Here is a 25770-nt window from a genome sequence, read left to right as displayed (position 1 = left end):
CCGCGGCAGCCGATTAAGGTTAACAAGTGGTTTCGATTGAGCCGTGAGCCGCGCTGTGAGACAGTGCTTTCACTAGAGTTTGCATGATCAACTATCCTGAAATTCGAGGCCGCCCAGACCCACTGAGCGGTCTTTTTTCTGTTCGTGGGGCTTTGCACCCGAGACCCGAACCAGATAGCGTTCGTCATCAGCAACAAAGGCCATGAACAAGAATGAACGATCCAGCGGATATCCGGAACCGGTCCACAAGGGGCGAGCCGATCTTCAATATTCCGGGTGTCATATTGGCCATCATGGGCCTATGCGGCGTTGTCTTCGTTCTGGAAACCTATGTCCTGAGCGATGAGCAGAACAATGAATTTCTTTTGAATTTCGCTTTCATTCCGGCCCGTTTTTCAGAGTATGGCGGGTTCACATCACCGGCCGCCTGGCTGACAACCGTGACCTACTCACTGATGCATGGGAGCATCGCCCATATAGCGCTCAATATGATCTGGCTGGCTGCCTTCGGGTCACCACTGGCGGCGCGGATTGGTCCGTTGCGGACGACCCTGTTCTGGATCGTAACATCGATCGCTGCCGTGATGACGCATTTTGCCGTCTATCCGGACAGTATCGCACCTTTGGTGGGTGCGTCAGGCGCGATTTCCGGCATGATGGGTGCGGCGGCGCGCTTCGGTTTCCGCCGCTCCCCCTTGCGCAATTCTGCGGCCTTTGTCGGCGATATCCTGCCTATCGTGGTGGCGCTTCGCATGCGAACCGTCCTGACCTTCCTCGGCGTGTGGTTTGTCACCAATATTCTAACCGGAATGCTCTCCGTCGGCGTCGATAGTTCTGCGACGATTGCCTGGGAAGCGCATATTGGCGGCTTCCTTGTCGGCTTTCTGGGCATTTCCTTGTTCGACAGGCGTGACAATGGTCGAATGGATCCGGAATTGATGGTATAATTGCAAAATAGTTGCAATAGGCAGCGCATACGCGCACCATGAATTAGATCATCGGATGTATCCGGGGGATGATACGGTGATCGAGAAGCCAATGTGCAAGGAGGATGTACATGACTGTCAAACTGATTCTCGAACGAAAAGGCTATGACGTATTCAGCACGCCGCCGGAGACGACGCTCGGCGATGCAATTACGATCCTCGCAAAGCACAAGATCGGTGCAATTGTCGTTTGTGACCGGAACAATGCCATCAAGGGCATTTTGTCCGAACGCGACGTTGTCAGGCAAATTGCCGCCCAGGGGGCCGATGCCTTATGGAAGCCGATTTCGGAAAGCATGACCATGAAGGTCAAGGTCTGCAGTGAGAAGCACACTATTAATCAGGTCATGGAAATCATGACGCAAGGCCGGTTTCGCCATCTGCCCGTGGAAAAGGACGGGCATTTGCACGGAATTGTCTCGATCGGTGATGTCGTCAAACTTCGTATCGAGGAAGTGGAGCGCGAGTCGGAAGAGATTCGCAGCTATATCGCCACTGCCTGAAGCGGTTCAAAAAACGAGTTTTTGCATGCGCTCCAGTTCGCCGACGCGCGCCATGGTTTCTTCATAGCCGAGTTTGATCGCCTCGTCGGCACGATGGAATTCAGCGAGACCAACATGACCGATCTTCGGCATCAGCATGATGTCAGGCGGATCTCCTGCCATACGTGCACGTGAAATCCGGTCCTGGATTATGTTGAACGATTCCATCATGACACCGGTGATGCCCAGCCGCTTGGAATAGGAAGGGTGGGCACGAACTGCTTCGCCATCGACCAAACCAGGATTTGGAGCTTCCGCTGCATGCTTGATGACAGCGGCTCGGCCAAACTGGTCATAGTGCAGGTTGACGGCGACAACCAGCGGATGCTCGTAAGACCGGCAGACCGCGACGGGAACCGGGTTTACCAGTGCACCATCGACGAGTGTCCTGCCATTGCATTCGACAGGTTCGAACACGCCGGGCAAGGCATAGGAAGCCCGCATCGCGGTTATCAGGCTGCCTCGTGTCAACCAGATTTCATGACCGGTATTGATCTCGGTGCATACGGCAATAAAGCGCTTTGGCAGATCTTCAATAGCGAGTTCTTCGAGGTGCTCGCGCAGGCGGCGATCGAGTTTCATGCCGCCGAAAAGGCCGTTGCCCCGAAAACGCAGGTCGAGCAGGCTGAAAAGGCCTCGCTTGGTCAGGCTGCGGGCAAAATCCTCAAGCTGATCAAGCTTGCCGCCCAGATAGCAACCGCCAACAAGGGCGCCGATCGATGTTCCGGCAATCATGGAAATTTCTATGCCAGCCTCATCAAGGGCACGCAGTACGCCGATATGCGCCCAACCGCGGGCAGCGCCGCCACCAAGCGCAAGCGCAATGGGCGTCTTGCGGTCGCGAGGCACTTCCGGCGTGATTACTGGCACGTCCGGAGTGTTATCGATACCGATCGGTTCTGCCGCGCGCATCCGGCGCGATGCCCATTCGAGCATGACATATACTCCTGAAACACTGCTCTTTCATTATTCCTTTGTATTGGTATCCAAAGGATGAATATTGCGGATTTGTGACCCATTAGCCAACCAATGAAATGGGATTACAAAAGACGATGATGGCGGTTGCGAGGCATAGAGGTTTTCCTGACCATTATTGTCCGTATGGCTAGGTCGTGAATGCGTTATGGGGTCGAAATGGTGTGAGGCCATCTTTTCGGATACAAGGAGCTGTAGTGGTTTCACGGCCAGGAAGGCCTCTACTTTGTCTCTAACTGCATTACCAATGATGATGTTCCATTCGTCGTGACGATCTGACGATAAAAGCACGAGCGGCGTCCGGTGTGGCAGGTCGGGCCATCGCCGGCGACAGTTACTTTCAACCACAGGGCATCCTGGTCGCAGTCGGTGCGCATTTCGACCACCGTCTGTAAATTTCCGGATGTTTCGCCCTTTTTCCAGAGGGACTTACGTGAGCGCGACCAATAATGTGCGATGCCGGTTTCCAGCGTCAATTTCAGCGCATCAGCGTTCATGTGCGCGACCATCAGCAGTTGGCCGTCACTGGCATCTGTAACGACCGTCGTTACCAATCCGGACGCATCGAAGCGCGGTGCGAACACCGCGCCTTCTTCATTGTTATGTTTGTCGCTCAGGGAAGCGGAGAACAAATCGTTCGGCATAATACCAATTCTGGAAACTAACGGCCCCTGACGAGTGTCATGAACCGTACCTGCTCGTTGATTTCAGTCTTGAACGATCCGGTAAAGGTCGTCGTGGTGGTCGTCGAACCGGCTTTGCGGATGCCGCGCATAGCCATGCACATGTGTTCCGCCTCGATCATGACCGCAACACCGCGCGGGCGCAGCGACTCCTGGATTGCATTGGCGATCTGCGCTGTCATGCTTTCCTGTGTCTGCAGGCGGTGCGCAAACATGTCGACCACGCGGGCGATTTTCGACAAGCCAACGACCTTCTCGCCATCGGGCAGGTAAGCCACATGCGCCTTGCCGATGATCGGCACCATATGATGTTCGCAGTGCGAGAAGAACGGAATATCCTGAATGAGGATCATGTCCTCGTATCCGGCGACTTCCTCGAAGGTACGGCCGAGCACGTCGGCCGGATCCTGCGCATAACCGGAGAACAATTCCTTGTATGTGTTGGCCACTCGTTGCGGCGTATCCAACAGACCTTCGCGGTCCGGATTATCGCCAGCCCAAAGCAGTAGCGTGCGAACGGCTGCTTCGGCTTCTTCCTGAGTGGGGCGTCGATTATTGTCCTGCTTGGCGGCTGCCGATTGCAGGACTTTGATTATAGCATCCATCGCGATCTCCCGTAGCCGCCCTCAAAGGAGCGACGAGTTAAACGGCAATACACGATAGTCGCTCCATCGGAACGGACGGTGTATTGAAGGCGAGCTGGAAGACGTTTCCAGCCCCGACCAACACAATAACGCATCGCGAAAATTTAATACATGCGACTTTGTGCTGGTGCGCTCCAATACTATATAGAGATTGAAATCGGGATTCATAGGGTCAAAGCGATGCACAATGACGCGTTTGCGGTGAACACTGTGTCGAAAAACGGGCATTCATTATGATCAATGACGTCTACAACACGCGTATCCTGGAATTTGCCGGAAACATCCAGCGGCTCGGGCGTCTCGAGGAGCCGGATGCATCGGCCACCGCTCATTCAAAACTTTGTGGCTCGACTGTTACCGTCGACCTCAAGGTTGAGGATGGCGTCGTTTCAGATTTTGCCCATGATGTGAAGGCTTGCGCGTTGGGGCAAGCTTCGTCGTCGATCATGGCGCGGCATGTCATCGGCGCGACGGCACAGGAGCTGCGCGACGTCAGGGACCGAATGTTCAAGATGCTGAAGGAAAACGGTACGCCGCCGGAGGGCAGGTTCGAAGATCTGAAGTTTCTTGAGCCGGTGCGCGACTATAAAGCGCGCCACAATTCCACGATGCTGACATTTGACGCTGTGGTGGATTGCCTTGACCAGATCGAGAAGAAAAACGCCGAAGCCGCAGCCTGAAACCGATGTGTGAAAAACCAGTACATGATCATACGCCGAAGATTGTCAGCAAATATTCGCGTAACTGGCAAGGATCCTGGCGGAAAACGCCAGGACGCTTGTTAGGAACAGGGCTGATCAGACTCTACCAGCTCACCTTGTCCGGATTTATTGGAAATTCCTGCCGCCATATTCCCACCTGCTCGGAATATACTTACGAATCCGTCGCCCGCTATGGCCTGTGGACCGGAGGTTGGATGGGTCTCTTCCGGTTTGTCCGCTGCGGGCCAGGCGGTACGCACGGGCTGGATCCGGTCCCGACCGTACTGGATGGGCGGTTTCTTTGGTATATGCCCTGGCGCTTTTGGAGCCTTCATCGCCCTCAGACTTGAACTTTAAGCACTTTACGCCGGACAAAACAGCATTTAGAAGTGCGCCCGCCGGAGCGGTTTCCGGCAAGCTGGATACCACCCGCAATCGTTGGCGGGACTGGATAGGAGAAAATCGATGTCACAAACAGTTGCCAAAACTGTATCCATGCAATTCCCCGATGGCTCGAAGCGCGAATATGACGCTGCCATGACCGGCGCGGAACTTGCTGAATCCATTTCCAAATCACTTGCCAAGAAAGCTGTCGCCTATGCGGTGGATGGCACTGTGCGCGATCTGTCCGATCCGTTGCAGGGTTCAGGCTCGATCGAAATCCTGACGCGGGAAGACCCGCGCGCGTTGGAATTGATCCGGCATGATTGTGCCCATGTTCTCGCCGAGGCGGTGCAGGAGTTGTTTCCCGGAACACAGGTCACGATCGGCCCGGTGATCGAGAATGGCTTTTACTACGATTTCGCCAAGAACGAACCATTCACGCCGGATGACCTGCCGGTGATCGAGAAGAAGATGCGGGAGATCATTGCCCGCAACAAGCCGTTCACGAAGGAAATCTGGTCACGCGAAAAGGCGCGCAAGGTTTTCGCCGAGAAGGGCGAGGCATATAAGGTGGAGCTCGTCGATGCCATTCCCGAAGGCCAGGATCTGAAGATCTATCGCCAAGGCGACTGGTACGATCTTTGCCGCGGCCCGCATATGGTCTCGACCGGCCAGATTGGCAATTCCTTCAAGTTGATGAAGGTTGCGGGTGCCTACTGGCGCGGCGACAGCAACAATCCGATGCTGAGCCGTATCTATGGGACGGCTTTCAACAATGATGCTGATCTCAATTCCTATCTGCACATGCTGGAAGAGGCGGAGAAGCGCGATCACCGTCGTCTCGGGCGCGAAATGGATCTGTTCCACTTCCAGGAAGAGGGCCCGGGCGTAGTATTCTGGCATCCGAAAGGCTGGAAGATGTTCCAGAGCCTCGTCAGCTACATGCGGCGTCGGCTGGACAGCCATGGTTACAGCGAAGTCAATGCGCCGCAGGTGCTCGACAAATCGCTGTGGGAGACGTCCGGTCATTGGGGCTGGTACCGTGATAATATGTTCAAGGTTACTGTCGCCGGTGACGAGACCGACGACGAGCGTGTGTTTGCGCTGAAGCCCATGAACTGTCCCGGCCATGTCATGATCTTCAAGCATGGGCTGAAATCATACCGCGATCTGCCGGTGAAGCTTGCGGAATTCGGCAACGTGCATCGCTATGAGCCTTCGGGCGCGTTGCATGGCCTGATGCGCGTGCGTGGCTTCACGCAGGACGATGCACATATTTTCTGCACTGACGAGCAGATGGCGGCGGAATGCCTGCGCATCAACGATCTGATCCTCACGACCTATGCCGATTTCGGATTTGAAGGCATCACGGTGAAACTGTCGACGCGTCCCGATAAGCGCGTCGGTTCGGATGAGTTGTGGGACCGCGCCGAAGAAGTCATGGGCCAGGTACTCAAGACGATTGAGGAACAGTCTGGCGGCAAGATCAAGACGTCGATCAATCCGGGCGAGGGTGCCTTCTACGGTCCCAAGTTCGAATATGTGCTGCGTGATGCTATCGGGCGCGACTGGCAATGCGGCACGACGCAGGTGGATTTCAACCTCCCTGAGCGTTTCGGCGCTTTCTACATCGACTCCACCTCGGAGAAGAAGCAGCCGGTGATGATCCATCGCGCCATTTGCGGTTCGATGGAACGTTTTCTCGGCATCCTGATCGAGAACTATTCAGGTCACATGCCGCTGTGGTTTGCGCCGGTGCAAGTTGTGGTCGCAACGATCACTTCGGAAGCCGATGAATATGGCAAGCAGGTCGCCAAGGAGCTGAAGGCCGCCGGTCTGCAGGTCATCACCGACTTCCGCAACGAGAAGATCAACTACAAGGTTCGGGAGCATTCCCTGCAGAAGGTGCCGGTCATACTCGTTTGCGGCATGCGCGAAGCCGAGGAGCGTTCCGTCAATATGCGCCGCCTCGGTTCGCAGAACCAGACCTCGTTGAAGCTGGATGATGCGATCGAGCAGCTCAGGAGCGAAGCAACGCCGCCGGATCTGTTGCGCGCGGCGGCCGAGTGATCTAAGCGAACATGAAATATGACAGCGTGGTGGCTTCATCACGCTGTCATATAGTGTTGAGAAAATCTGAGCTGTTTCAATATTTTGCGGAGTCCACGTGCAGTTTCCAGAGCTTTCTTATGCCAACGACACGCAGACCCGCCTGACCCAATGGCTTATCCGCTCGATCGAAGGCCTTTCCGGTCGCAACTACTATGCCGGGCTCTATAATACGTGGCGGAGCGACATCGTCCCAGCGGGTATCGATGTTTTCTGTCGCATGATGGATCTGATCAACATCCGTCTCGACGTTCAGGACCAGTGGCCACCGCAAAATCTTCCCGATACGCCGTTGGTGATCATAGCCAACCATCCTTTTGGCATCGGCGACGGCATTGCGTCTCTGGCATTGGCCGAGCAGCTCGGTCGGCCATTCCGCGTTCTCATCAACAATGATCTGATGAAGGTGCCGGAAATTCGTCCCTATGCGCTTCCTGTCTGTTTCGACGAAACGAAGGAAGCCATGACGATGAATATGGCGACCCGTCACGAGGCCGTGCGGCTTTTGAAGCAGGGCGTAACGATCGTCGTCTTTCCGGCCGGTGGTGTTGCGACAGCGCCCAAGGGCTTTGGCAGGGCAGAGGATTTGCCCTGGAAGATTTTTCCGGCAAAGCTCGTGCAGCAAGCTAAGGCCTCGGTGATCCCGGTCTATTTCGGCGGACAGAACGGGCGCTTCTTCCACCTCGCGAGCAAAGTTTCGATGACTTTGCGCATTTCGCTGCTGATACGCGAATTTCGCAGATTGTCCGGTAAGGCAATCAATGTGCGGATCGGCCGGGTTATTAGCTGGGACGAATTGAAGCCGCTGGAAGACCGCAAGCAATTGCTCGAATATCTTTACAATGCGGTTTTCTCGCTGGAGCACAGAGCCTATTGATCAATCAAGTGGCTCTTCGCCCTCGGCAGGTTGGTTCGTCGTTGCCGGTGAGCTTGCGGCTTCGGATGCGATCACTTCAACATCCTGATTGCGGCCGGCGACGACCTTGAAATCGCGCTGGTAGATGCGGTCCTTGTTCTTGGCGATGATGACATACTCGCCTTCCGCCAGGACGATCGAAGCAAAGGCGCCGACGCTTTCCCGCACGATGTCGCCGGACGTCGTCAGGACGGACCAGGCAGTATCGGCCAGCGCCTCGCCGCCAGCCTCGCGCACGAGCTTCATCGTCAGCAATGCGGCACGGTGTTCCACGTTGGCTTCCGTGATTTTGCCGGCCTCGACACGGATATCCGAGCGGATCACAGCGTTCGCGGTGCCGTAGTTGGAGACGATCTGGTAGGTGCCGGTATTGAGGCGCACCACGCTATCAGGTTTGACGTCCGGGATGATCAGTGCACGTTCGCCGCTCTGGTCGGCGTGATCTTCATAGATGGAAAATCGCAGCTGATCCGGCGGTATGCGCCCGCCGCCTGAAAGGGTCGCGTTGAGTTTCACTCCGCCGGCATCGAGGATCATCGTTTCCGTGCGCTTGGCGCGGGTCATGGTAATTCGCTTCGTCGCGCCTGCGCGACCGAAAGCTACATGTACCAGATAGCTGCCGGGAGCCAGGTTGAACGAGGTCGTTCCACCCTTGGCAGTCGCCAGCAGTGCCAGTTTGCCGTCGCCGCTTGGCTCCGGTGAGAATACACGCCAAACGAGACCACGTGGAATTGCTTGGCCCTTGTCGGAAAGTTTGGCTGACAGCACGAGTTCCGGTTCGTTGGCAAACGGGTTGTTCTCGGGAGCCTTCGGATTGGCGTACCCTTTAAGATTGGGGATGTTGGGAATATCGAGTGGCGGCACTTCAGGTAATTCGGGCGCAAGCGCCTGCGCGGATGCGCCGGAGATGCTGGCGAACCCCATGGTTACAAGCAGCAGCGCACATTTTAGGGACTTGCCGCCCATTGAAATAAACTGGAATACACCCATGAAACGGTTTGATCCGAAGCCGATGGCAATTTCAAGGCTTTTTCTTAGCGTGCTACCTTTACTTGGCGGATGAAACCACCACATTGTCCGCGCAAGCAAGTATACGACTTAAATCAGGACCGCCGTTTTAAAACATGGATACATCCGCTCCCAATTCGATCATAGAATTCCTGTCAACCCGCAGTTCGACGCCTATCTCGGCCATTGGTCTTCCGGCGCCTTCGGACGATGAAATCCAGACGATGATTCGTATCGCCTCGCGGGTGCCCGATCATGGCCGGCTCACTCCTTGGCGCTTTATCCTCTACCGGGGAGAAGCGCGTGTTCAGATTGGCAAATATCTTGCCGATCTTGCTGAAGAGCGCGAAGGTCCGCTGACTGAGCAGCGCCGCGATCAGGAACTCAAGCGCTTCGCCCGCGCACCATTGGTGATTGGCGTGGTTTTCTCGCCGGTCGAGCATCATATTCCGGAATGGGAGCAGTTCCTGTCTTCCGGCGCCGCGGCGATGAAGCTTTCTCTTGCGGCCAACGCGCTTGGCTATGCCACCAACTGGATCAGCAACTGGTACGCATCCGATGAAAAGGGCCGCGCACTGCTTGGGCTGGCGCCGCATGAGCGCGTAACCGGCTTCGTCCATATAGGTACTTGCGCCCAGAAGGTTCCGGAACGTCCGCGACCCGAGATCAAGGATATACTGTCGGAATATTCGGGCCCGTGGGAAGGCTAGGACCCTAGATGTTCTACAAATACGAGGATGGCCACGGCCTGCCGCATGATCCGTTGAAGGCTATAGTTGCCCCGAGACCGATCGGATGGATTTCCAGCCGCTCGAAGGACGGCAAGGTCAATCTCGCGCCATACTCCTTTTTCAACATGATCAGCACCAAGCCTTGTCTCATCATGTTTTGTTCCGAGGGTCACAAGGACAGTGTGTCCTTTATCGAAGAGACCGGCGAGTTCGCCGCTAATCTGGTCAGCGCAAACCTTGCCGTCGCCATGAACGCAACGTCGGTGAATGCACCGCGCGGCGTCAGCGAGTTCGAGTACTCCGGGCTGACGCCGGTCGACTGCACGATGATCAATGCGCCGCGTGTGGCTGAAGCCTTTTCGACGCTGGAATGCGTCGTGACCGAAATCCGCAATCCGAAAGATCGCCACGGTAACCCGGTGGCTTCGATCATGGTCATCGGCGAAGTGGTTGGCGTGCATATAAGCGAAGAAATCCTGACCGGCGGCCTCGTGGACATGACGAAAGCCCAGCCGGTTTCACGCCTCGGCTATATGGATTTCGCTTCGGTTTCCGACACGTTCCAGATGTTCCGCCCAAAGTGGGATGAATCAGCGAGCTGAACGAGCGATAAGCCGCTCTGCCCGTCGCAGATGCGGACGGTCGACCATCTCGCCATCGATACCGATCACACCGGCAGCGGGGTCAGCGGCAAACGCGTCAATTATCCTTCGGGCATGCGCCACGGACTCCGGCGACGGTGTAAACGCGTGATTGATGATCGGTATCTGCGCTGGATGAATGGCCAGCTTGGCGGTAAACCCGTCGCGTTCAGCCTCAGCGCATTCACGCGCGAGCCCCTCATCATCGCGGTAGTTGATATAGACCGTGTCAATCGAGGCAACATCTGCCGCCGATGCACCGAGGATCGTCACTGCCCGAGCCAGCCGGAAGATATCCGTATAACGCCCGGACTCGTTGCGGGCGGTGCGAGCGCCGATTGCCGCAGACAGGTCTTCCGCCCCCCAGCTCAAGCCAATCAGACGGGTTGATGCGCCAGGATAACTCGCCGCCGAGAGTGTCCCGATCGCAGTTTCGGTGATGATGGCGATTATCTGTGTCGATCCTTCCTCGACGCCTGTACGCGCTTCGCAAACGTTGAGTTTGGCCGAGAGCCGTGTCACATCCTTGCCGCTGTTGGATTTTGGCAGGAGAATTCCATGGGGAAGGGATGGCATCACCGCCGCTAGGTCGTCATCCGCCAGACCGCTGGTGAGGTCATTGATGCGAACGAACAGGCGCGGCGAGGGCCTGTCTCGGTTTGCAGCAAGAAACTCGGCGGCTATTGTTCTTGCCGCTTCCTTGCGCTCGACACTCACCGAATCCTCAAGGTCGATCAGCAAGACGTCGGCCCCGCTGGTCAAGCCCTTCTCCAGCTTCTTTTCAGAATCGCCCGGAACGAACAAGAGCGAGCGCATCAGGCGGCGGCCTTCGATTTCATCATGGCTTGCCGTGTGCATTTCGCGACAAGTACACCGAATTGATTGAAAGCCCGGTGCTCGAATTCGACGATGCCCCGATCCGGCTTTGATTTGGATTTTCGGGCCGAGATCACCTGTGTTTCGACCCGCACGGTATCGCCATGAAACAGCGGGGCGGGGAATGTCACGTCGGTCATGCCAAGATTGGCAATCGTCGTGCCCACAGTTGTATCGTTGACCGAAATGCCAATCATCAGGCCAAGCGTAAACAACGAATTCACCAGCGGCTTGCCCCATTCTGTCTTGCTGGCATATTCGAAATCGATGTGCAGCGGCTGCGGATTGAGGGTCATGACCGTAAACAGCATGTTGTCGCTCTCGGTGACAGTCTTGCGCAGCGCGTGCTGGAATACATGTCCGATTTCAAAGTCTTCCAGATATAGCCCTGCCATGATTTCTCGCGTCTCCTCTTTTGCAGGAGTCTAGGTCGGCTTTACCGGGATCGCAACACGTGCGTGCTGCCGCCTTGTTATGGTTAATCGACATGGTGAACCGTTCGTAAACCTTTTGCCACTAAAGTCTAATTTAACAAAGACTGTGGGGCGCAAGATAAATGTCGGTACAGCACTATCTGAAAATGATTGATAATGTTTCGGTTGCGCAGCGTTGTCATGCAGCGGCTGCGTTGGCCCATATTTACCTGCATTCCGACCTCGATTTCGACGAACGTTGTGCCACAGAGACCGTATTGACGCTGCTCCTGGACGATCCTTCGCCAAAAGTGCGGTTGGCGCTTGCCGACGTGTTCTCCACAAGCGCTCATGCCCCAATTCACATCGTTGCCGGTCTTGCCCGCGATCAAATAGAGATCGCCACCTATATGCTGGCGCGATCCGTGCTTCTCAGCGATGCCGATCTGATCGATTGTGTAGCCGGCGGAAGTGGCGACGCACAGAAAGTCATAGCGGCGAGGCCCAAGGTATCAATTGCGGTCAGCGCTGCAATCATTGAGATCGGCGAGACCATTGCCGTGCTGGAGCTTCTGGCCAACACCCAGGCGCAGATAGCTCACATCAGCTTTCGCCGCTTGATCGAGCGCTTGGGTCATGTGGCTGAAATTCGCGCCCTCCTTGTCGACAATGAGCGATTGCCTGCCGATTGCCGCCATGCCTTGGCAATCTGCATCGCCGAAGCGCTGTGCCAGATGGACATTGTTGTGGCATTGATGGGCGAGCGGCGGGCAAGGCGCGTTACGCAGGAAGCTTGCGTCAAGGCATCGATCACCCTTGTGGCGGAGACCTCGGTTGAGGAATATCCGGCATTGATCGAGCACCTGCAGTTGCGCGGTGACCTCACGACTGCATTCGTCATCCGGATCGTTGCGTGCGGAAAGATCGATTTCTTCGGTGCGATCCTTGTTATGCTCTCGGGCTATAGCCTGGCGCGCGTGCGAAGCCTTTTGATCGATGGCCGGGCCACGGCATTGTGTGCATTGTTCAGCGCTGCCGGCCTTCCCGCAAGTACGCATCAGCCGCTGCGAGTGGCGCTCAACAGTTGGCACGGCGTTGCCAATGGCAAACTGGTTATCAATTCGCAGGAAATTGTGCGCAGAATGATCGAGCACGTCGCGCCGGCTACCAATGGTGCTGTTCCTGCCGCTGCCAATGACGACATGCTATCGCTGCTCAAGAGGATATATCTCGAGGCAATTCGGGAAGATGCGCGGGATCATGCAATGGCAATCGCCGCCGCGTAAGAGCCTGAACGTAAATTCGCCAAGGCGGGCTGCAAATGGCGCTTTTCTGCGCTCCGATGCTCACGTACCCAACGTACGCTCCGCTTCGGTGCTCGGAAATCACCATTTTCGCCACCCCCTGTCGAATTTTCGGTCAGGCTCTGGCCCTTCCGCCGAACATTTCATTACAAAATCCATTCAGGCTTTGATCGCATAAATGCGCGCGCTGCCGGTGAAGTGGCGAAAAATTGCTTTTTTGCCGGGCTCGATTTCACCCGCCCATAAAATATTCGCCGGAACTTTCAACAAGTTCAGGGTGTTATACGGAATATCTCATCAGAAAAGCGTGGTAACCGTCCGGAATTCCTTGGAAAAGCCAATGCTGCCCGCGTGATTTTTCATGATAGTGTACGGCACGATACGCGTGATTGGGAGGTCTGTATTATGTCCGATGATGGTGAATTTGGGCCGCTTAGCCTGCACGTGCCCGAACCGGCGGTGCGGCCCGGCGGTGCGCCAGATTTTTCCAATGTGGAGCTTGATGAGGCCGGCGCGATACGGCGTCCGGAAGTCGATGCCAATCCCGAGGACATACGCGATCTGGCCTTCTCGATCATTCGGGTTCTAAACCGCGACGGTGAAGCTGTCGGCCCGTGGGCGGGTCTGTTGACCGACGATCAATTGATCGAGGGGCTGCGGCATATGATGACGCTGCGCACATTCGATGCGCGGATGCAAATCGCCCAGCGCCAAGGCAAAACCTCGTTCTATATGCAGCATCTTGGCGAAGAAGCCGTGAGCTGCGCCTTTCGCAAGGCGCTTGCGCCCGGTGACATGAATTTTCCGACCTACCGGCAGGCTGGCCTTTTGATTGCAGATGACTATCCGATGGTCGAGATGATGTGCCAGATCTACTCCAACGAGCGCGATCCGCTTAAAGGCCGCCAGCTGCCGATCATGTATTCATCGAAAGAGCATGGCTTCTTTTCAATCTCGGGAAACCTTGCGACACAATATATCCAGGCAGTCGGATGGGCGATGGCATCGGCTATCAAACATGACACCAAGATTGCGGCTGGATGGATTGGCGACGGGTCCACGGCCGAATCCGATTTTCATGCATCGCTGGTGTTCGCATCGACCTACAAAGCGCCGATCGTGCTGAACATCGTCAATAACCAGTGGGCGATTTCTACTTTTCAGGGCATCGCACGGGGCGGCTCGGGCACATTTGCGGCGCGTGGTCTCGGATTTGGCATTCCGGCGCTGCGTGTTGACGGTAACGACTATCTGGCGGTTTTTGCGGTGGCAAAATGGGCCATCGAGCGTGCCCGGCGCAATCTCGGGCCCACGTTGATCGAGTATGTTACCTACCGTGCCGGCGCGCATTCCACTTCCGATGATCCATCGGCATACCGGCCCAAAACAGAATCCGATGCCTGGCCACTGGGTGACCCTGTCATCCGGCTGAAGAACCATCTGATCGGGCGCAGTGTCTGGTCCGATGATCGTCACAAGCAGACGGAGGCGGAAATTCTCGACACTGTCGTTGCAGCGCAAAAAGAAGCGGAAAGCTTCGGCACATTGCATGCGGGAGGCAAGCCATCCGCCCGCGACATGTTCGAGGGTGTCTACGAGGAAATGCCGCCGCATCTGCGTCGCCAGCGCCAGCAGGCAGGAGTCTGACAGATGCCGCGTAAGACTATGATTGAAGCTATTCGCGATGCGATGGATATCATGATGGAACGCGATGACAATGTTGTCGTGTTCGGTGAAGATGTGGGCTTTTTCGGTGGTGTTTTCCGCTGTACCCAGGGACTGCAGGCGAAATATGGCAAGACGCGATGCTTCGATGCGCCGATCAGCGAGGCAGGTATTGTCGGCGCGGCGATCGGCATGGCCGCCTATGGCCTGAAACCCTGCATCGAGATCCAGTTCGCCGATTATGTCTATCCGGCATATGACCAGATCGTTTCGGAGGCGGCACGCCTGCGGTACAGGTCCAATGGTGACTTTACCTGCCCGATCGTTGTGCGAATGCCGGTTGGCGGCGGTATATTTGGCGGTCAGACCCACAGTCAAAGCCCTGAGGCTTTGTTTACCCATGTTTCCGGGCTGAAAGTGGTGGTTCCCTCCAATCCGCATGACGCCAAGGGCTTGCTGATTTCGGCGATCGAAGATCCCGACCCGGTGATCTTCCTTGAACCCAAGCGGCTCTATAATGGGCCGTTCGACGGACACTATGACAGGCCGGTAACGCCTTGGTCGAAGCACGATCTCGGCGAAGTTCCGGACGGTCATTATACGGTACCGCTTGGCAAGGCGATCAAGCGCCGCGAAGGTTCGAAACTCACGATTCTTGCTTATGGCACAATGGTTTACGTGGCCGAAGCCGCTGCAGAGGAACACGGCATAGACGCGGAAATCATCGATCTCCGCACGCTTTTGCCGCTCGATCTCGAAACCATCATCGAATCCGTTTCAAAGACCGGCCGTTGCGTCGTGGTGCACGAAGCAACGTTGACCTCGGGTTTTGGCGCCGAACTTGCGGCATTGGTCCAGGAACATTGCTTCTACAAGCTCGAAGCGCCGGTCGCGCGGGTGACCGGGTGGGATACGCCTTATCCGCACGCGCAGGAATGGGATTATTTCCCGGGACCGTTACGTCTTGGACGCGCGCTCGTCGAAACGCTGGAGGGATAGCGCTATGGGTGAGTATATCATCAAGCTGCCGGATGTCGGTGAAGGCGTTGCGGAAGCCGAACTCGTTGAATGGAATGTGAAAATCGGCGATCTGGTCCGCGAGGACACGGTGCTTGCCGCTGTGATGACCGACAAGGCGACGGTCGAGATTCCGTCGCCAGTTGACGGCGAGATCATCTGGCTCGGCGGCGAGATTGGTCAGGTCCTTGCCATTGGATCGCCGCTGGTCCGCTTGAAGATTGAAGGCGAAGGCCACGTGGTCGAGGCCGCTCCAGCTAAACCGGTGAAGGCCGAGGCGCCGGCACCAGAGGCGGAGAAAAAGGCCCAAGCGCCGAAAGCTCCAGCGGAAAAATCAAAGCCAATAGCTCCTCCGGCTGCGCAAAAAACGTCGGTTGTAACAAGTCCTTTTAGCGCCAACGCGCCGCGCGATGAAGGCGAGAAGCCGCTTGCGTCTCCAGCCGTTCGGTTGCGGGCCAAAGAGGCCGGCGTGGACCTTCGTCAGGTCAGCGGCACGGGTCCGGCCGGGCGGATTAGCCATGAAGATCTTGAAGCCTTCTTCGCGCGGGGCAAGCAAAAGCCCGGTATTACGGCACTTGCTCCCGACAATTCCGTCAAGGAAATCAAGGTAGTAGGCCTGCGCCGCAAGATCGCGGAGAAAATGGCGATTGCCAAATCGCACATTCCGCACATCACCTATGTCGAGGAAATCGATGTCTCGTCGCTGGAGGAATTGCGCGCGACACTCAATGCCAACAAGCGCGCCGAGCAGTCAAAACTGACCATTCTGCCGTTTCTGATGCGGGCGATGGTGCGGGCAATTGCCGATCAGCCGCAGCTCAATGCGCTTTACGACGACGAAGCCAATGTCATCCACCAGCATGGCGGCGTCCACATCGGCATCGCGGCGCAGACGCCGAACGGCTTGGTGGTTCCGGTGGTCAAGCATGCCGAGGCCCGCACGCTGTGGGATTGCGCTGCGGAGGCCAATTTGCTGGCAGATGCGGCCAAAACCGGTACGGCAACGCGCGAGCAGCTGAGCGGGTCGACGATCACGATCACGTCGCTCGGCAGCATGGGCGGTGTGGTGACGACGCCTGTCATCAACTATCCGGAAGTGGCGATCATTGGCGTCAACAAGATCATGACACGGCCGATGTGGGATGGAACGAACTTTATCCCCCGCAAGATGATGAACCTGTCCTCGAGTTTCGACCATCGCGTTATCGACGGCTGGGATGCTGCTGTTTTCATTCAGCGAATCAAGACGCTGCTTGAAACGCCAGCGCTGATTTTTGTGGAAGGTTGAGCGATGAAGGACATCTCCTGCAAACTGCTGGTCATCGGCGCGGGTCCCGGCGGCTATATCTGCGCCATTCGGGCTGGCCAGCTGAATGTCGATACGGTCATTGTTGAAGCGGCAAAGGTTGGCGGCACCTGCCTGATGGTCGGGTGCATCCCTTCCAAAGCACTGATCCACGCCGCGCAAGAGTTTGAAAAGGTTGCGCATTTCGCCGCCAATCATACGCCTCTCGGTATTTCCGTGAGTGAGCCGGCAATCGACTTTTCGAAGACCATTGCGTGGAAAGACGGGATTGTCAGCCGCCTGAACAATGGCGTCGCCGGGCTGCTCAAGAAGGCCAATGTCAAGATCGTCACCGGCAAGGCCAGGTTTCGCGACGGCAAGACCGTCGAGGTCGAAACACTGACTGGCCAGCAGATTATCAGAGCAGAAAACGTAGTGATTGCAACGGGTTCGGCTCCTGTCGAGATTCCCTCGCTGCCGTTTGGCGGCGATGTCATTTCCTCGACCGAGGCGCTGGCTCTGCAGAAAATCCCGCAGAAACTGGTCGTTGTCGGAGGCGGTTATATCGGTCTCGAACTCGGGACAGCCTTTGCCAAGCTCGGCTCCAAAGTGACGGTCGTCGAGGCATTGCCCAAAATCCTGCCGCAGTACGATGCGGAGCTGACCCGGCCAATCGTCAAGCATATCAATGAGTTAGGTATGACGATACTGACCGGAGCCAAGGCCAAGGGCATGAGCACAAAGGGCGATGCGTTGCTGATCGAAACCGCGGACGGCAAGGACGAGAGAATCCCGGCTGACAAGGTGCTGGTTACTGTCGGCCGCAAGCCGGTGACGACCGGCTGGGGACTTGAGGAAATCGACCTCGACATGGACGGAAAGTTCGTCAGAATCGATGATAAGTGCCGCACCTCGATGCGCGGCGTTTATGCCATTGGCGACGTGACCGGCGAACCCATGCTCGCACACCGGGCCATGGCGCAAGGCGAAATGGTGGCGGAAATCATTGCCGGCGAAAACCGCAGCTGGGATAAACGCGCTATCGCGGCAGTGTGTTTTACCGATCCGGAGATTGTTTCTGTTGGCTTTTCTCCCGAAGAGGCAAAGGAAGCCGGACACGAAATCAAGATCGGCCTGTTTCCCTTTGCCGCCAATGGCCGCGCAATGACACAGGAAGGCGAGGAGGGTTTCGTCCGAGTCGTCGCCGCTGCCGGCAACCATCTTATCCTCGGAATCCAGGCGGTCGGGCAGGGTGTATCCGAGCTCTCGGCCTCCTTTGCCCTTGCCCTGGAGATGGGTGCACGACTGGAAGATATCGCCGGGACGATCCACGCCCACCCGACACAGAGCGAAGGTTTTCAGGAAGCCGCCCTCAAGGCGCTGGGACACGCACTGCATATCTGAGCGCAACTCGGTGCAATCAAGTTGAAGCTGGCGGTTGAAAATTCTGCGCCGGTTTCGGGGATTCTTGCATAGGAATCGGAATTCCTTGCGCAGGAATCGCTCGGACTTGCATCAGAATAGTTTTGAAATAGCGGTTCAATGGATTGAAATGCCGAAAAACCGCCAGGAAAAGCGTATCTCGCCGAGGAATTAATTTAACGATCGTTCAATTAATCTTTTCGAGAGCTTCGGGTCTAAAAAATAGCCGGACTTGCGTCCGGCTTAATGGGGGGAACCAGGCGCGCGCCAAAAGCAGGGAGGAGGAGCCGCGCCTAGTCTTTATGATGTACTCCTGTTGGAGGCATAGTTCAAGGACTAATACTTTTGATGTATATCACTCTAGTACCGCCACTGCGTCAACTTCCAGAAGGTAATCGGGGTTGGTCAGCGCAGCGACACCGACCAGCGTGTCGGTTGGCTTGTGATCTTTGAACAAGGCAGCGCGTCCTTCTTCGATCATGGCTAGGTGCTCGCGCTGGTAATTGGCGACGAAGATTGTCAGCTTCGTAACCTGTCGAGGTTCGGCGCCCGCAGCGGCAAGCGCCCGCCCGATATTTGCAAATACCTGACGGGCCTGCGCCGTCATATCACCGCGACCAACAAGCTTACCCTGGCTGTCTTCAGCCACCTGTCCGGCGATAAAAACCATTCGGCTGCCTGTAGCAACGATCACATGGCTGTAGGTCTGCGGGGGCGAGATACCGTCAGGATTGATACATTTCAGCGTCATTGGTTTTGCCCTCCCGTTTACGGCAGCTGGAAATACAGCTTTCACTTATAGGATCGCGGGAACATGACATGCACAAGCGTGTTTTTTCCGACGGAGGAACTGAGGACTCGACCGAAACGCCGAACGGCAAAAGATGCGAGAAAAGCTACTTGTTTCCGAACAGCAAGCCCCATACCATTTCGGTTAAATCAATGGGCTCTGACCCCTAGGTATGTCTTGATTATGGCTGACTGGTTAATTCTTGTAATATTCATAATGTTTGTAATTCTATTTTTTTGGTTTATTAAGGTGTATTTTATAGTGCGTTCGACAAATTGGCTTGTTGTTAAAGCGACAATACATAATATATATGCAGCCACTGGCGGTGATACTGACGTTATGGCGTTAACGGTGCAGTTTGAATACAACGATACATTGTTTGCCAGGAAGTTCTTGATAGCGGAAGCATCAATCTTCGAGATAAATCAATAATCGGTGACAGCGTAATATTGCTTGTTAACCCAGCGGCACCAGAACAATGTGTGGTTAGGGATGACGGCGTTGGTTTTTTTGACTCCAGCGCGTTGTTCCTAGCGAGAATCATTTCTAAGTTCATGTTTAGAGATAATGGTCTAAACGCCAGACTATGATGATTGGGCAGTGTAGCGCATTACTGGCTTAGTTCGACCACAATCCCCTTTCTTGCCTAAATATCCAGTTCCTCAACAAACGCGGCGCGATCCTGGATGAAGCGAAACCGCGCATCGGGGCGGGTGCCCATCAGATCGTCTACGGCGAGTTTGGTTTCGTTGGCCCATTCCTCATCGATCTGGACACGCAGCAAGGTGCGCTTCTTGCGGTCCATCGTCGTTTCCTTGAGCTGGTCGGCGCGCATTTCGCCAAGGCCCTTGAATCGGCCGATCTCGACTTTGCCCTTGCCGGTAAACAGCGTCTTCAGGAGCTCGTCCTTGTGCGCATCGTTGCGGGCATAGGCGACCTTGCCGCCCTGCGCCAGACGGTAGAGCGGGGGGACACCGAGGAAGAGGTGGCCGTTGCGGATAAGCTCTGGCATTTCCTGATAGAAGAAGGTGATCAGCAGCGATGCGATATGCGCGCCATCGACGTCGGCGTCGGTCATGATGATGATGCGGTCGTAGCGCAGGTCTTCGTCGCGGTATTTGGAGCGGGTGCCGCAACCGAGTGCAAGGATGAGATCACCGATCTGCTGGTTGGCCGTCATCTTTTCGCGTCCGGCACTGACCACATTCAAAATCTTGCCGCGCAGCGGCAGCACGGCCTGTGTGGCGCGATCGCGCGCCTGCTTGGCGGAGCCGCCAGCGCTGTCGCCCTCAACGATGAAAAGCTCGGCGCCCAGCGCCCCGGTCTGGCTGCAATCGGCAAGCTTGCCCGGCAGGCGCAGCTTCTTGACGGCAGATTTGCGATTGACCTCTTTTTCCTGGCGGCGTTTGACGCGCTCTTCAGCCCGGTCCACCACCCAGTCGAGCAGCTTCGATGCTTCCTGCGGCGAGGCGGCGAGCCAATGATCGAATGGATCGCGAATGACATTTTCAACGATGCGCTGCGCTTCGACAGTCGCCAGCTTGTCCTTGGTCTGGCCAACGAATTCCGGCTCGCGGATGAATACCGAGAGCATGGCGGCAGAGGAGATCATTACGTCATCGGTGGTGATGATCGAGGCGCGCTTGTTGCCGGTGAGTTCCGCATAGGCCTTGAGCCCGCGGGTGAGCGCGATGCGCAGCCCCGCTTCATGGGTGCCGCCTTCGCCGGTCGGAATGGTATTGCAATAGGAATTGACGAAACCATCCCCGCCATACCAGGCGACAGCCCATTCCATGGCGCCATGGCCGCTGGTTTTTTCCGTCTTTCCGGCAAACATCTCGCGCGTGATCTGAAAATCCTTGCCGAGCGAGGCGCCAAGATAATCCTTGAGGCCGCCCGGGAAATGGAAGACGGCCTTGTCCGGCGTCGGATCCTTCGGATCAAGCAGCGACGGGGCGCAGTTCCACCTGATCTCGACGCCGCCGAAGAGATAGGCTTTCGAGCGCGCCATCTTGTAAAGCCGCGCGGGATCGAACTTGGCGCCCTGACCGAAAATCTCGGCGTCCGGATGGAAGGTCACACGCGTTCCGCGGCGGTTCTGCACTTCGCCGACTTCTTCGAGCGGTCCAAGCGCCTTGCCGCGCGAAAAGCGCTGGCGATAAAGGCGGCGGTTGCGCGCGACCTCGACCTCAACATGGTCCGAGAGCGCGTTGACGACCGAAACACCGACGCCATGCAGGCCGCCGGAGGTTTCATAGACCTTGGAGTCGAACTTGCCACCCGCGTGCAGCATCGTCATGATGACTTCGAGCGCGGATTTGTCCTTGAATTTCGGATGCGGATCGACCGGCATGCCGCGACCATTATCCGTGACCGACAGATAGCCGTTTTCGTCGAGATCGATATCGATGAAATTGGCGTGACCGGCAACGGCCTCATCCATGGAGTTATCGATGACTTCAGCGAACAGATGATGCAGCGCGCGCTCGTCCGTGCCGCCAATATACATGCCCGGACGGCGGCGAACCGGCTCCAGCCCTTCCAGCACCTCGATATCGGCGGCATTGTAATTGCCGCTGGCTTCGGGCGTCGCACGCGCGGATTTGCCAGGCGCGGCGGGGGCAACGGACTCAGGGCGTGCTGGTTCACTCGCCGCCTGCCGTTCGCGGGCGGTTTTCACGATCGCTGAAAAGAGGTCGTTATTGTCATCCATGGTCTTGTTCGGCCAACTTCATAGAGATTCGAATCACCCTTGATATTTGCACGCTTCATGGCGAAACGCGATGGGAGTTCGCTGTCTGTTCCGGTAGTCACCCACAGAACTATACGCGCAGACGCTGACATTCAAGTGTGGCTGAAAAACTGACGCAAAGCATCGGGAGAGTAAAACGTGGCAAAACTGCCATGTGCGTGGTTCGTCGTTCGACAGGCTCACGATGAAAAAGCTCACCATGAGGGAGGTTGGTTGATTGCAGGGGAGCTTGAATGCTGGGATGGCTCAAACGTTGGTGATAACCTTGCAGCACTCCACCTCCCTCATGGTGAGCTTGTCGAACCACGCACATGGCGGTTTTGCCAAGCCTACCACCTACTAACTATAAAAATCATTCTGAGCGCTTTGAGCGACTCCTGGAGAGCTCGGGAAGTCCTTCATAGTTCATGGCAATAAGTGCCTGCTTCTTCACACGCGACCATCCTTTGATTTGCCGTTCCCGCGCGATCGCATCCAAAATGCGATCGTACGTCTCGGTAAAAACAAGTTCAACAGGAAGCCGCGAGCGTGTGTAACCATTGTTGATCGCCGCGTTGTGCTCCCACACCCGGCCTTCGACTTCTTGCTTCGTGAGTCCTGTGTAATATGACCCATCCGCACAACGAAGAATATAAACGGTTACTTCCATAAGGACCTCGCCCAACATGCGAGACCGTAGAAACGATAGTCGGTTCGGGCAATTCAACCAAAGTTTGAAAAATGCAATTGCATCGATTCCATGTGCGTGGTTCGACAAGCTCACCATGAGGGATGTGGATTGATTGCAGGGGGTGTCTTCCAGACGGAACTGCCACATTTAATCAACAACCTCCCTCATGGTGAGCTTGTCGAACCACGGCGGGGGCGATATTCCAGCAAGCCACGTCGTCGCGGCGTCCAAGGGAATGATGAACATGGAAAATACAACCGCACAGCAGGTGCAGGGTGTTTCGATGATGGCGGCGGCCATGTTCTTCCTGCCCGTGATGGACGCCATTGCCAAATGGCTTTCGACGGTGGACAGCGTCTCGCCGGCAACCGTGACGCTTTTCCGTTTCGGATTTCAGGCCATGCTTGCCGCAATGATCATCGTTGCCATGACCGGGGTCAAATCCCTAAGACCCGTCAAGCTTTGGGGTAACCTGTTTCGCGGCGTTCTCATGGGTGTCGGTGGGCTTTGTTTCTATGCGGCGATCAAATACATGCCATTGGCGGATGCCATAGCGGTGTTCTTCGTTGAACCGTTGATGCTGACCACCCTTTCCGCAATCCTGCTGAAGGAACATGTCGGCTGGCGCAGGTGGACGGCCGTCGCCATCGGGTTCATCGGCACGCTGATCGTCATTCAGCCCAGCTGGGAATTGTTCGGCTGGGTTTCGCTTTTGCCACTCGGCACGGCAGCATCCTTTGCCTTTTACCTTATCCTGAACCGAAGGTATGGCACTGCCGACACAACGCTTGTCATGCAGTTATATGCGGGGGTGGGCGGTACGCTCACGACTCTCGTCGCCCTGTTCTTCGGCGCGGCCTTTGAAATCAGCGATATGACATTCGGCCTTCCCGCCAACGCCCTGTCGTGGTCTTTGCTGTTCGCGATGGGGGTCATTGCGACAACCGGACACCAGCTGATCACCAATGCGTCGCGCCTTGCCCCCGCCTCGCTGCTGGCGCCGTTTCAATATCTCGAAATCGTCATGGCAGTGCTCATCGGGCTCTTTGTTTTCGGGGAATTTCCCACCGCATCGAAGTGGCTGGGGATCGCCATCATCGTCGCTTCCGGCGCCTATCTGATCTGGCGAGAGGGGAAACGAAAAGCGAGCGAGCCTGCGTATAACTGACAAGAAGCAGTTGAGTAGAACGAAGTTTGGCAATAGAAACAAAGACCTGTTGGGAGGTTTGCTTTGTTCAAAAAGATACTGATTGCCAACCGCGGCGAGATTGCCTGCCGCGTCATCAAAACTGCGCGCAAGATGGGGATTGCCACGGTTGCGGTTTATTCCGATGCGGATCGCGATGCGGTGCATGTGGAGATGGCCGACGAGGCCGTGCATATCGGGCCGGCTGCTGCTGCCGAAAGCTATCTCGTGGCGGACAAGATCATCGCCGCATGCAAGGAGACCGGCGCGGAAGCCGTTCACCCCGGCTACGGGTTTCTCTCCGAGCGGGCCTCCTTTTGCGAGGCACTGGAAAAGCAGGGCATCATTTTCATCGGGCCAAAACCCAAGGCGATCATCGCCATGGGCGACAAGATCGAATCGAAAAAATTCGCCAACGCAGCCAAGGTGAGCACGGTTCCGGGCTTTCTCGACGTCATCACCAACCCGGCCCATGCGGAGCGGATTGCCGGCGAGATCGGCTACCCGGTGATGATCAAGGCTTCCGCAGGGGGCGGCGGCAAGGGCATGCGCATCGCCTGGAACAAATCGGAAGTGCGCGACGGTTTCGAACGCGCGACCTCCGAGGCACGCAGTTCTTTCGGCGATGAGCGGGTTTTCATCGAGAAGTTCATCGTCGATCCGCGTCACATAGAAATCCAGGTGCTGGCGGATGCTTTCGGCAACTCCATCTATCTTGGCGAGCGCGAGTGTTCGGTGCAGCGCCGCAACCAGAAGGTGGTGGAGGAAGCGCCGTCACCCTTTCTGGATGAGGCGACCCGCAAGGCCATGGGCGAGCAGGCGGTGGCGCTGGCCAAGGCGGTGGATTACCAGAGCGCCGGAACGGTCGAGTTCATCGTCGACAAGGACCGCAATTTCTATTTCCTCGAGATGAACACGCGCCTGCAGGTGGAACACCCGGTGACCGAACTGATCACCGGGATCGATCTGGTCGAACTGATGATCCGCATCGCAGCTGGTGAAAAGCTGGCGATCAAACAGGCGGATGTGAAGCTCAATGGCTGGGCTGTCGAAAGCCGGCTCTACGCGGAAGACCCGTATCGCAATTTCCTGCCATCGATCGGGCGGCTGACGCGCTATCGCCCGCCGGCGGAGGGGCCGGTTGGCAAGGCTGTCATCCGCAACGATACGGGCGTGACTGAGGGCTCGGAAATCTCGATGTTCTACGATCCGATGGTCGCCAAGCTCTGTACCTGGGCGCCGACGAGGCTCGAGGCCATCGATGCGATGGCGGATGCGCTGGATACATTCGTCGTCGATGGCATCGCGCACAACATCCCGTTTCTCGCCGCGCTGATGCAGCACCCGCGCTGGCGCGAGGGAAGGCTTTCGACCGCGTTCATCGCCGAGGAATTTCCGGATGGATTCAAGCCGATTTCGCCGTCACCGGACGATCTGGATATCTTGGCGGCGATTGCGCTGGCTGTCGAACTGGTGCGCAAGGAGCGGCTGGATCGGCTCGGCGATCGTTTGCGGCCGCACACGGGCAAGATGCGTACCGAATGGGAAGTGCGCATCAAGGACGATTACGTGCCGATCACGATTGCAAACTGTGCGGCCAAACCGCCGGTGAAGATCGAACTTTCAATTCGTGGCGGCGATGTGATGACCATTCGCAGCGACTGGCAGCCCGGCGATGCCGTATGGAGCGGTTATATCGACAAGCGCGCGGTGAAGGCGCAATTGCGCCCGGTACTCAATGGCATGCGCATCGACTGGCGGGGCATGTCGATCATCGCGCACGCCATGCAGAAGCACGTGGCGGCGCTGGAAAAGCTGATGCCGGTGAAGATACCGCCGGATACGTCGAAACTCTTGCTCTGCCCGATGCCGGGGCTGATCGTCTCGATCAATGTGACCAAGGGTCAGGAGGTCAAGGCGGGCGAGACACTGGCAATCGTCGAGGCGATGAAGATGGAGAACGTCTTGCGCGCCGACCGCGATCTGACAGTGTCGGTGATCAACGCCAAGCAGGGCGATAGCCTGGCGGTGGACGCGGTGATCATGGAGTTCATCTAGAGACCTTTGCCA

Annotated in this window: 24 protein-coding genes; 15 read left to right on the top strand and 9 right to left on the bottom strand. The window is 56.5% G+C overall.

The window, feature by feature from the left end; translation table 11 throughout:
• Positions 1-212: 212 nt before the first annotated feature.
• Both LB462_RS08160 and LB462_RS08155 read left to right on the top strand, forming a co-directional pair.
• Positions 213-947, top strand: coding sequence for a rhomboid family intramembrane serine protease (locus LB462_RS08160; RefSeq protein ID WP_224506785.1), 735 nt, complete (start codon positions 213-215; stop codon positions 945-947).
• 110 nt (positions 948-1057) lie between these two features.
• On the top strand, positions 1058-1489 hold the full coding sequence (locus tag LB462_RS08155) for a CBS domain-containing protein (protein ID WP_224506784.1): 432 nt from the start codon (positions 1058-1060) through the stop codon (positions 1487-1489).
• A 6-nt stretch (positions 1490-1495) separates the two neighbouring features.
• Here LB462_RS08155 and LB462_RS08150 read toward each other — a convergent pair whose 3' ends face one another.
• The 3 genes from LB462_RS08150 to folE all read right to left on the bottom strand — a co-directional run bounded on the left by LB462_RS08150 (position 1496) and on the right by folE (position 3791).
• Positions 1496-2464, bottom strand: a complete 969-nt coding sequence (locus LB462_RS08150) for a patatin family protein (RefSeq protein ID WP_224506783.1) — start codon at positions 2462-2464, stop codon at positions 1496-1498.
• A 260-nt stretch (positions 2465-2724) separates the two neighbouring features.
• Entirely contained in the window at positions 2725-3147 is a 423-nt protein-coding gene (gene hisI / locus LB462_RS08145) for a phosphoribosyl-AMP cyclohydrolase (protein ID WP_224506782.1), read from the bottom strand.
• A 17-nt stretch (positions 3148-3164) separates the two neighbouring features.
• Complete coding sequence (gene folE / locus LB462_RS08140) at positions 3165-3791, bottom strand: GTP cyclohydrolase I FolE (protein ID WP_112531326.1); 627 nt, start codon at positions 3789-3791, stop codon at positions 3165-3167.
• A gap of 272 nt (positions 3792-4063) precedes the next feature.
• On the opposite strand from folE, the gene LB462_RS08135 reads away from it, so the two are divergent.
• The 4 genes from LB462_RS08135 to LB462_RS08120 all read left to right on the top strand — a co-directional run bounded on the left by LB462_RS08135 (position 4064) and on the right by LB462_RS08120 (position 7901).
• Positions 4064-4510: an iron-sulfur cluster assembly scaffold protein gene (locus LB462_RS08135; protein WP_112531327.1), complete on the top strand. Its 447-nt coding sequence runs from the start codon at positions 4064-4066 to the stop codon at positions 4508-4510.
• Between the two features lie 5 nt (positions 4511-4515).
• The gene (gene yidD / locus LB462_RS08130; RefSeq protein ID WP_224506781.1) at positions 4516-4881 is read left to right on the top strand and encodes a membrane protein insertion efficiency factor YidD; all 366 of its coding nucleotides are present in this window, start codon (positions 4516-4518) and stop codon (positions 4879-4881) included.
• Between the two features lie 115 nt (positions 4882-4996).
• Positions 4997-6985, top strand: a complete 1989-nt coding sequence (gene thrS, locus LB462_RS08125) for a threonine--tRNA ligase (RefSeq protein ID WP_224506780.1) — start codon at positions 4997-4999, stop codon at positions 6983-6985.
• 97 nt (positions 6986-7082) lie between these two features.
• Positions 7083-7901 carry a lysophospholipid acyltransferase family protein gene (locus tag LB462_RS08120; protein WP_224506779.1) on the top strand — a complete coding sequence of 273 codons (819 nt, stop codon included), beginning with the start codon at positions 7083-7085 and terminating at the stop codon, positions 7899-7901.
• On the opposite strand, the gene LB462_RS08115 is transcribed toward LB462_RS08120, so the two are convergent.
• Positions 7902-8906 (bottom strand): RgsD C-terminal domain-containing protein, encoded by a 1005-nt coding sequence (locus LB462_RS08115; protein ID WP_370637097.1) that lies wholly within the window; start codon positions 8904-8906, stop codon positions 7902-7904.
• A 158-nt stretch (positions 8907-9064) separates the two neighbouring features.
• Here LB462_RS08115 and LB462_RS08110 point away from each other — a divergent pair, with 158 nt between their 5' ends.
• Positions 9065-9658 (top strand): nitroreductase family protein, encoded by a 594-nt coding sequence (locus tag LB462_RS08110; RefSeq protein WP_112531332.1) that lies wholly within the window; start codon positions 9065-9067, stop codon positions 9656-9658.
• An 8-nt stretch (positions 9659-9666) separates the two neighbouring features.
• Positions 9667-10281: a flavin reductase family protein gene (locus LB462_RS08105; RefSeq protein ID WP_224506778.1), complete on the top strand. Its 615-nt coding sequence runs from the start codon at positions 9667-9669 to the stop codon at positions 10279-10281.
• On the opposite strand, the gene LB462_RS08100 is transcribed toward LB462_RS08105, so the two are convergent.
• Both LB462_RS08100 and LB462_RS08095 read right to left on the bottom strand, forming a co-directional pair.
• A complete protein-coding gene (locus LB462_RS08100) occupies positions 10270-11136 on the bottom strand; it encodes an HpcH/HpaI aldolase/citrate lyase family protein (protein WP_224507110.1) in 867 nt (288 codons plus the stop codon). The genes LB462_RS08105 and LB462_RS08100 overlap by 12 nt on opposite strands.
• Positions 11136-11594, bottom strand: a complete 459-nt coding sequence (locus tag LB462_RS08095) for a MaoC family dehydratase (protein WP_370637096.1) — start codon at positions 11592-11594, stop codon at positions 11136-11138. Before LB462_RS08095 ends, LB462_RS08100 begins: the two co-directional genes overlap by 1 nt.
• A gap of 158 nt (positions 11595-11752) precedes the next feature.
• On the opposite strand from LB462_RS08095, the gene LB462_RS08090 reads away from it, so the two are divergent.
• From LB462_RS08090 to lpdA, 5 genes are all read left to right on the top strand, one after another.
• A complete protein-coding gene (locus LB462_RS08090) occupies positions 11753-12895 on the top strand; it encodes a DUF2336 domain-containing protein (protein WP_224506776.1) in 1143 nt (380 codons plus the stop codon).
• 423 nt (positions 12896-13318) lie between these two features.
• On the top strand, positions 13319-14560 hold the full coding sequence (locus tag LB462_RS08085) for a 3-methyl-2-oxobutanoate dehydrogenase (2-methylpropanoyl-transferring) subunit alpha (RefSeq protein WP_224506775.1): 1242 nt from the start codon (positions 13319-13321) through the stop codon (positions 14558-14560).
• Positions 14561-14563: 3 nt separating this feature from the next.
• Positions 14564-15577: an alpha-ketoacid dehydrogenase subunit beta gene (locus LB462_RS08080; RefSeq protein WP_114429978.1), complete on the top strand. Its 1014-nt coding sequence runs from the start codon at positions 14564-14566 to the stop codon at positions 15575-15577.
• Positions 15578-15581: 4 nt separating this feature from the next.
• Entirely contained in the window at positions 15582-16883 is a 1302-nt protein-coding gene (locus tag LB462_RS08075; protein WP_224506774.1) for a dihydrolipoamide acetyltransferase family protein, read from the top strand.
• Positions 16884-16886: 3 nt separating this feature from the next.
• Positions 16887-18284, top strand: coding sequence for a dihydrolipoyl dehydrogenase (gene lpdA, locus LB462_RS08070; protein ID WP_224506773.1), 1398 nt, complete (start codon positions 16887-16889; stop codon positions 18282-18284).
• A gap of 373 nt (positions 18285-18657) precedes the next feature.
• Here lpdA and LB462_RS08065 read toward each other — a convergent pair whose 3' ends face one another.
• From LB462_RS08065 to LB462_RS08055, 3 genes are all read right to left on the bottom strand, one after another.
• Entirely contained in the window at positions 18658-19053 is a 396-nt protein-coding gene (locus LB462_RS08065) for a RidA family protein (RefSeq protein WP_224506772.1), read from the bottom strand.
• A 685-nt stretch (positions 19054-19738) separates the two neighbouring features.
• Complete coding sequence (gene parE, locus LB462_RS08060; RefSeq protein ID WP_224506771.1) at positions 19739-21805, bottom strand: DNA topoisomerase IV subunit B; 2067 nt, start codon at positions 21803-21805, stop codon at positions 19739-19741.
• Positions 21806-22196: 391 nt separating this feature from the next.
• A complete protein-coding gene (locus LB462_RS08055) occupies positions 22197-22493 on the bottom strand; it encodes a GIY-YIG nuclease family protein (protein WP_224506770.1) in 297 nt (98 codons plus the stop codon).
• Between the two features lie 265 nt (positions 22494-22758).
• Here LB462_RS08055 and LB462_RS08050 point away from each other — a divergent pair, with 265 nt between their 5' ends.
• Together LB462_RS08050 and LB462_RS08045 are read left to right on the top strand one after the other, a co-directional pair.
• Positions 22759-23682: a DMT family transporter gene (locus tag LB462_RS08050; RefSeq protein ID WP_224506769.1), complete on the top strand. Its 924-nt coding sequence runs from the start codon at positions 22759-22761 to the stop codon at positions 23680-23682.
• Between the two features lie 63 nt (positions 23683-23745).
• Complete coding sequence (locus LB462_RS08045; RefSeq protein ID WP_224506768.1) at positions 23746-25758, top strand: acetyl-CoA carboxylase biotin carboxylase subunit; 2013 nt, start codon at positions 23746-23748, stop codon at positions 25756-25758.
• Positions 25759-25770 lie beyond the last annotated feature (12 nt).

This window comes from Phyllobacterium chamaecytisi, from assembly GCF_020164455.1.
GTDB lineage: Bacteria > Pseudomonadota > Alphaproteobacteria > Rhizobiales > Rhizobiaceae > Phyllobacterium > Phyllobacterium chamaecytisi.
This window is presented reverse-complemented; position numbering and strand designations above follow the sequence as displayed.

What these genes read in the sequence shown, in the direction of transcription:
- LB462_RS08160 (WP_224506785.1), top strand. Translation starts at nt 213, where the DNA reads ATGAACGATCCAGCGGATATCCGGAACCGGTCCACAAGGGGCGAGCCG.
- LB462_RS08155 (WP_224506784.1), top strand. Translation starts at nt 1,058, where the DNA reads ATGACTGTCAAACTGATTCTCGAACGAAAAGGCTATGACGTATTCAGC.
- LB462_RS08150 (WP_224506783.1), bottom strand. Translation starts at nt 2,464, where the DNA reads ATGCTCGAATGGGCATCGCGCCGGATGCGCGCGGCAGAACCGATCGGT.
- hisI (WP_224506782.1), bottom strand. Translation starts at nt 3,147, where the DNA reads ATGCCGAACGATTTGTTCTCCGCTTCCCTGAGCGACAAACATAACAAT.
- folE (WP_112531326.1), bottom strand. Translation starts at nt 3,791, where the DNA reads ATGGATGCTATAATCAAAGTCCTGCAATCGGCAGCCGCCAAGCAGGAC.
- LB462_RS08135 (WP_112531327.1), top strand. Translation starts at nt 4,064, where the DNA reads ATGATCAATGACGTCTACAACACGCGTATCCTGGAATTTGCCGGAAAC.
- yidD (WP_224506781.1), top strand. Translation starts at nt 4,516, where the DNA reads ATGTGTGAAAAACCAGTACATGATCATACGCCGAAGATTGTCAGCAAA.
- thrS (WP_224506780.1), top strand. Translation starts at nt 4,997, where the DNA reads ATGTCACAAACAGTTGCCAAAACTGTATCCATGCAATTCCCCGATGGC.
- LB462_RS08115 (WP_370637097.1), bottom strand. Translation starts at nt 8,906, where the DNA reads ATGGGCGGCAAGTCCCTAAAATGTGCGCTGCTGCTTGTAACCATGGGG.
- LB462_RS08110 (WP_112531332.1), top strand. Translation starts at nt 9,065, where the DNA reads ATGGATACATCCGCTCCCAATTCGATCATAGAATTCCTGTCAACCCGC.
- LB462_RS08105 (WP_224506778.1), top strand. Translation starts at nt 9,667, where the DNA reads ATGTTCTACAAATACGAGGATGGCCACGGCCTGCCGCATGATCCGTTG.
- LB462_RS08100 (WP_224507110.1), bottom strand. Translation starts at nt 11,136, where the DNA reads ATGCGCTCGCTCTTGTTCGTTCCGGGCGATTCTGAAAAGAAGCTGGAG.
- LB462_RS08090 (WP_224506776.1), top strand. Translation starts at nt 11,753, where the DNA reads ATGTCGGTACAGCACTATCTGAAAATGATTGATAATGTTTCGGTTGCG.
- LB462_RS08085 (WP_224506775.1), top strand. Translation starts at nt 13,319, where the DNA reads ATGTCCGATGATGGTGAATTTGGGCCGCTTAGCCTGCACGTGCCCGAA.
- LB462_RS08080 (WP_114429978.1), top strand. Translation starts at nt 14,564, where the DNA reads ATGCCGCGTAAGACTATGATTGAAGCTATTCGCGATGCGATGGATATC.
- LB462_RS08075 (WP_224506774.1), top strand. Translation starts at nt 15,582, where the DNA reads ATGGGTGAGTATATCATCAAGCTGCCGGATGTCGGTGAAGGCGTTGCG.
- lpdA (WP_224506773.1), top strand. Translation starts at nt 16,887, where the DNA reads ATGAAGGACATCTCCTGCAAACTGCTGGTCATCGGCGCGGGTCCCGGC.
- LB462_RS08065 (WP_224506772.1), bottom strand. Translation starts at nt 19,053, where the DNA reads ATGACGCTGAAATGTATCAATCCTGACGGTATCTCGCCCCCGCAGACC.
- parE (WP_224506771.1), bottom strand. Translation starts at nt 21,805, where the DNA reads ATGGATGACAATAACGACCTCTTTTCAGCGATCGTGAAAACCGCCCGC.
- LB462_RS08055 (WP_224506770.1), bottom strand. Translation starts at nt 22,493, where the DNA reads ATGGAAGTAACCGTTTATATTCTTCGTTGTGCGGATGGGTCATATTAC.
- LB462_RS08050 (WP_224506769.1), top strand. Translation starts at nt 22,759, where the DNA reads ATGGAAAATACAACCGCACAGCAGGTGCAGGGTGTTTCGATGATGGCG.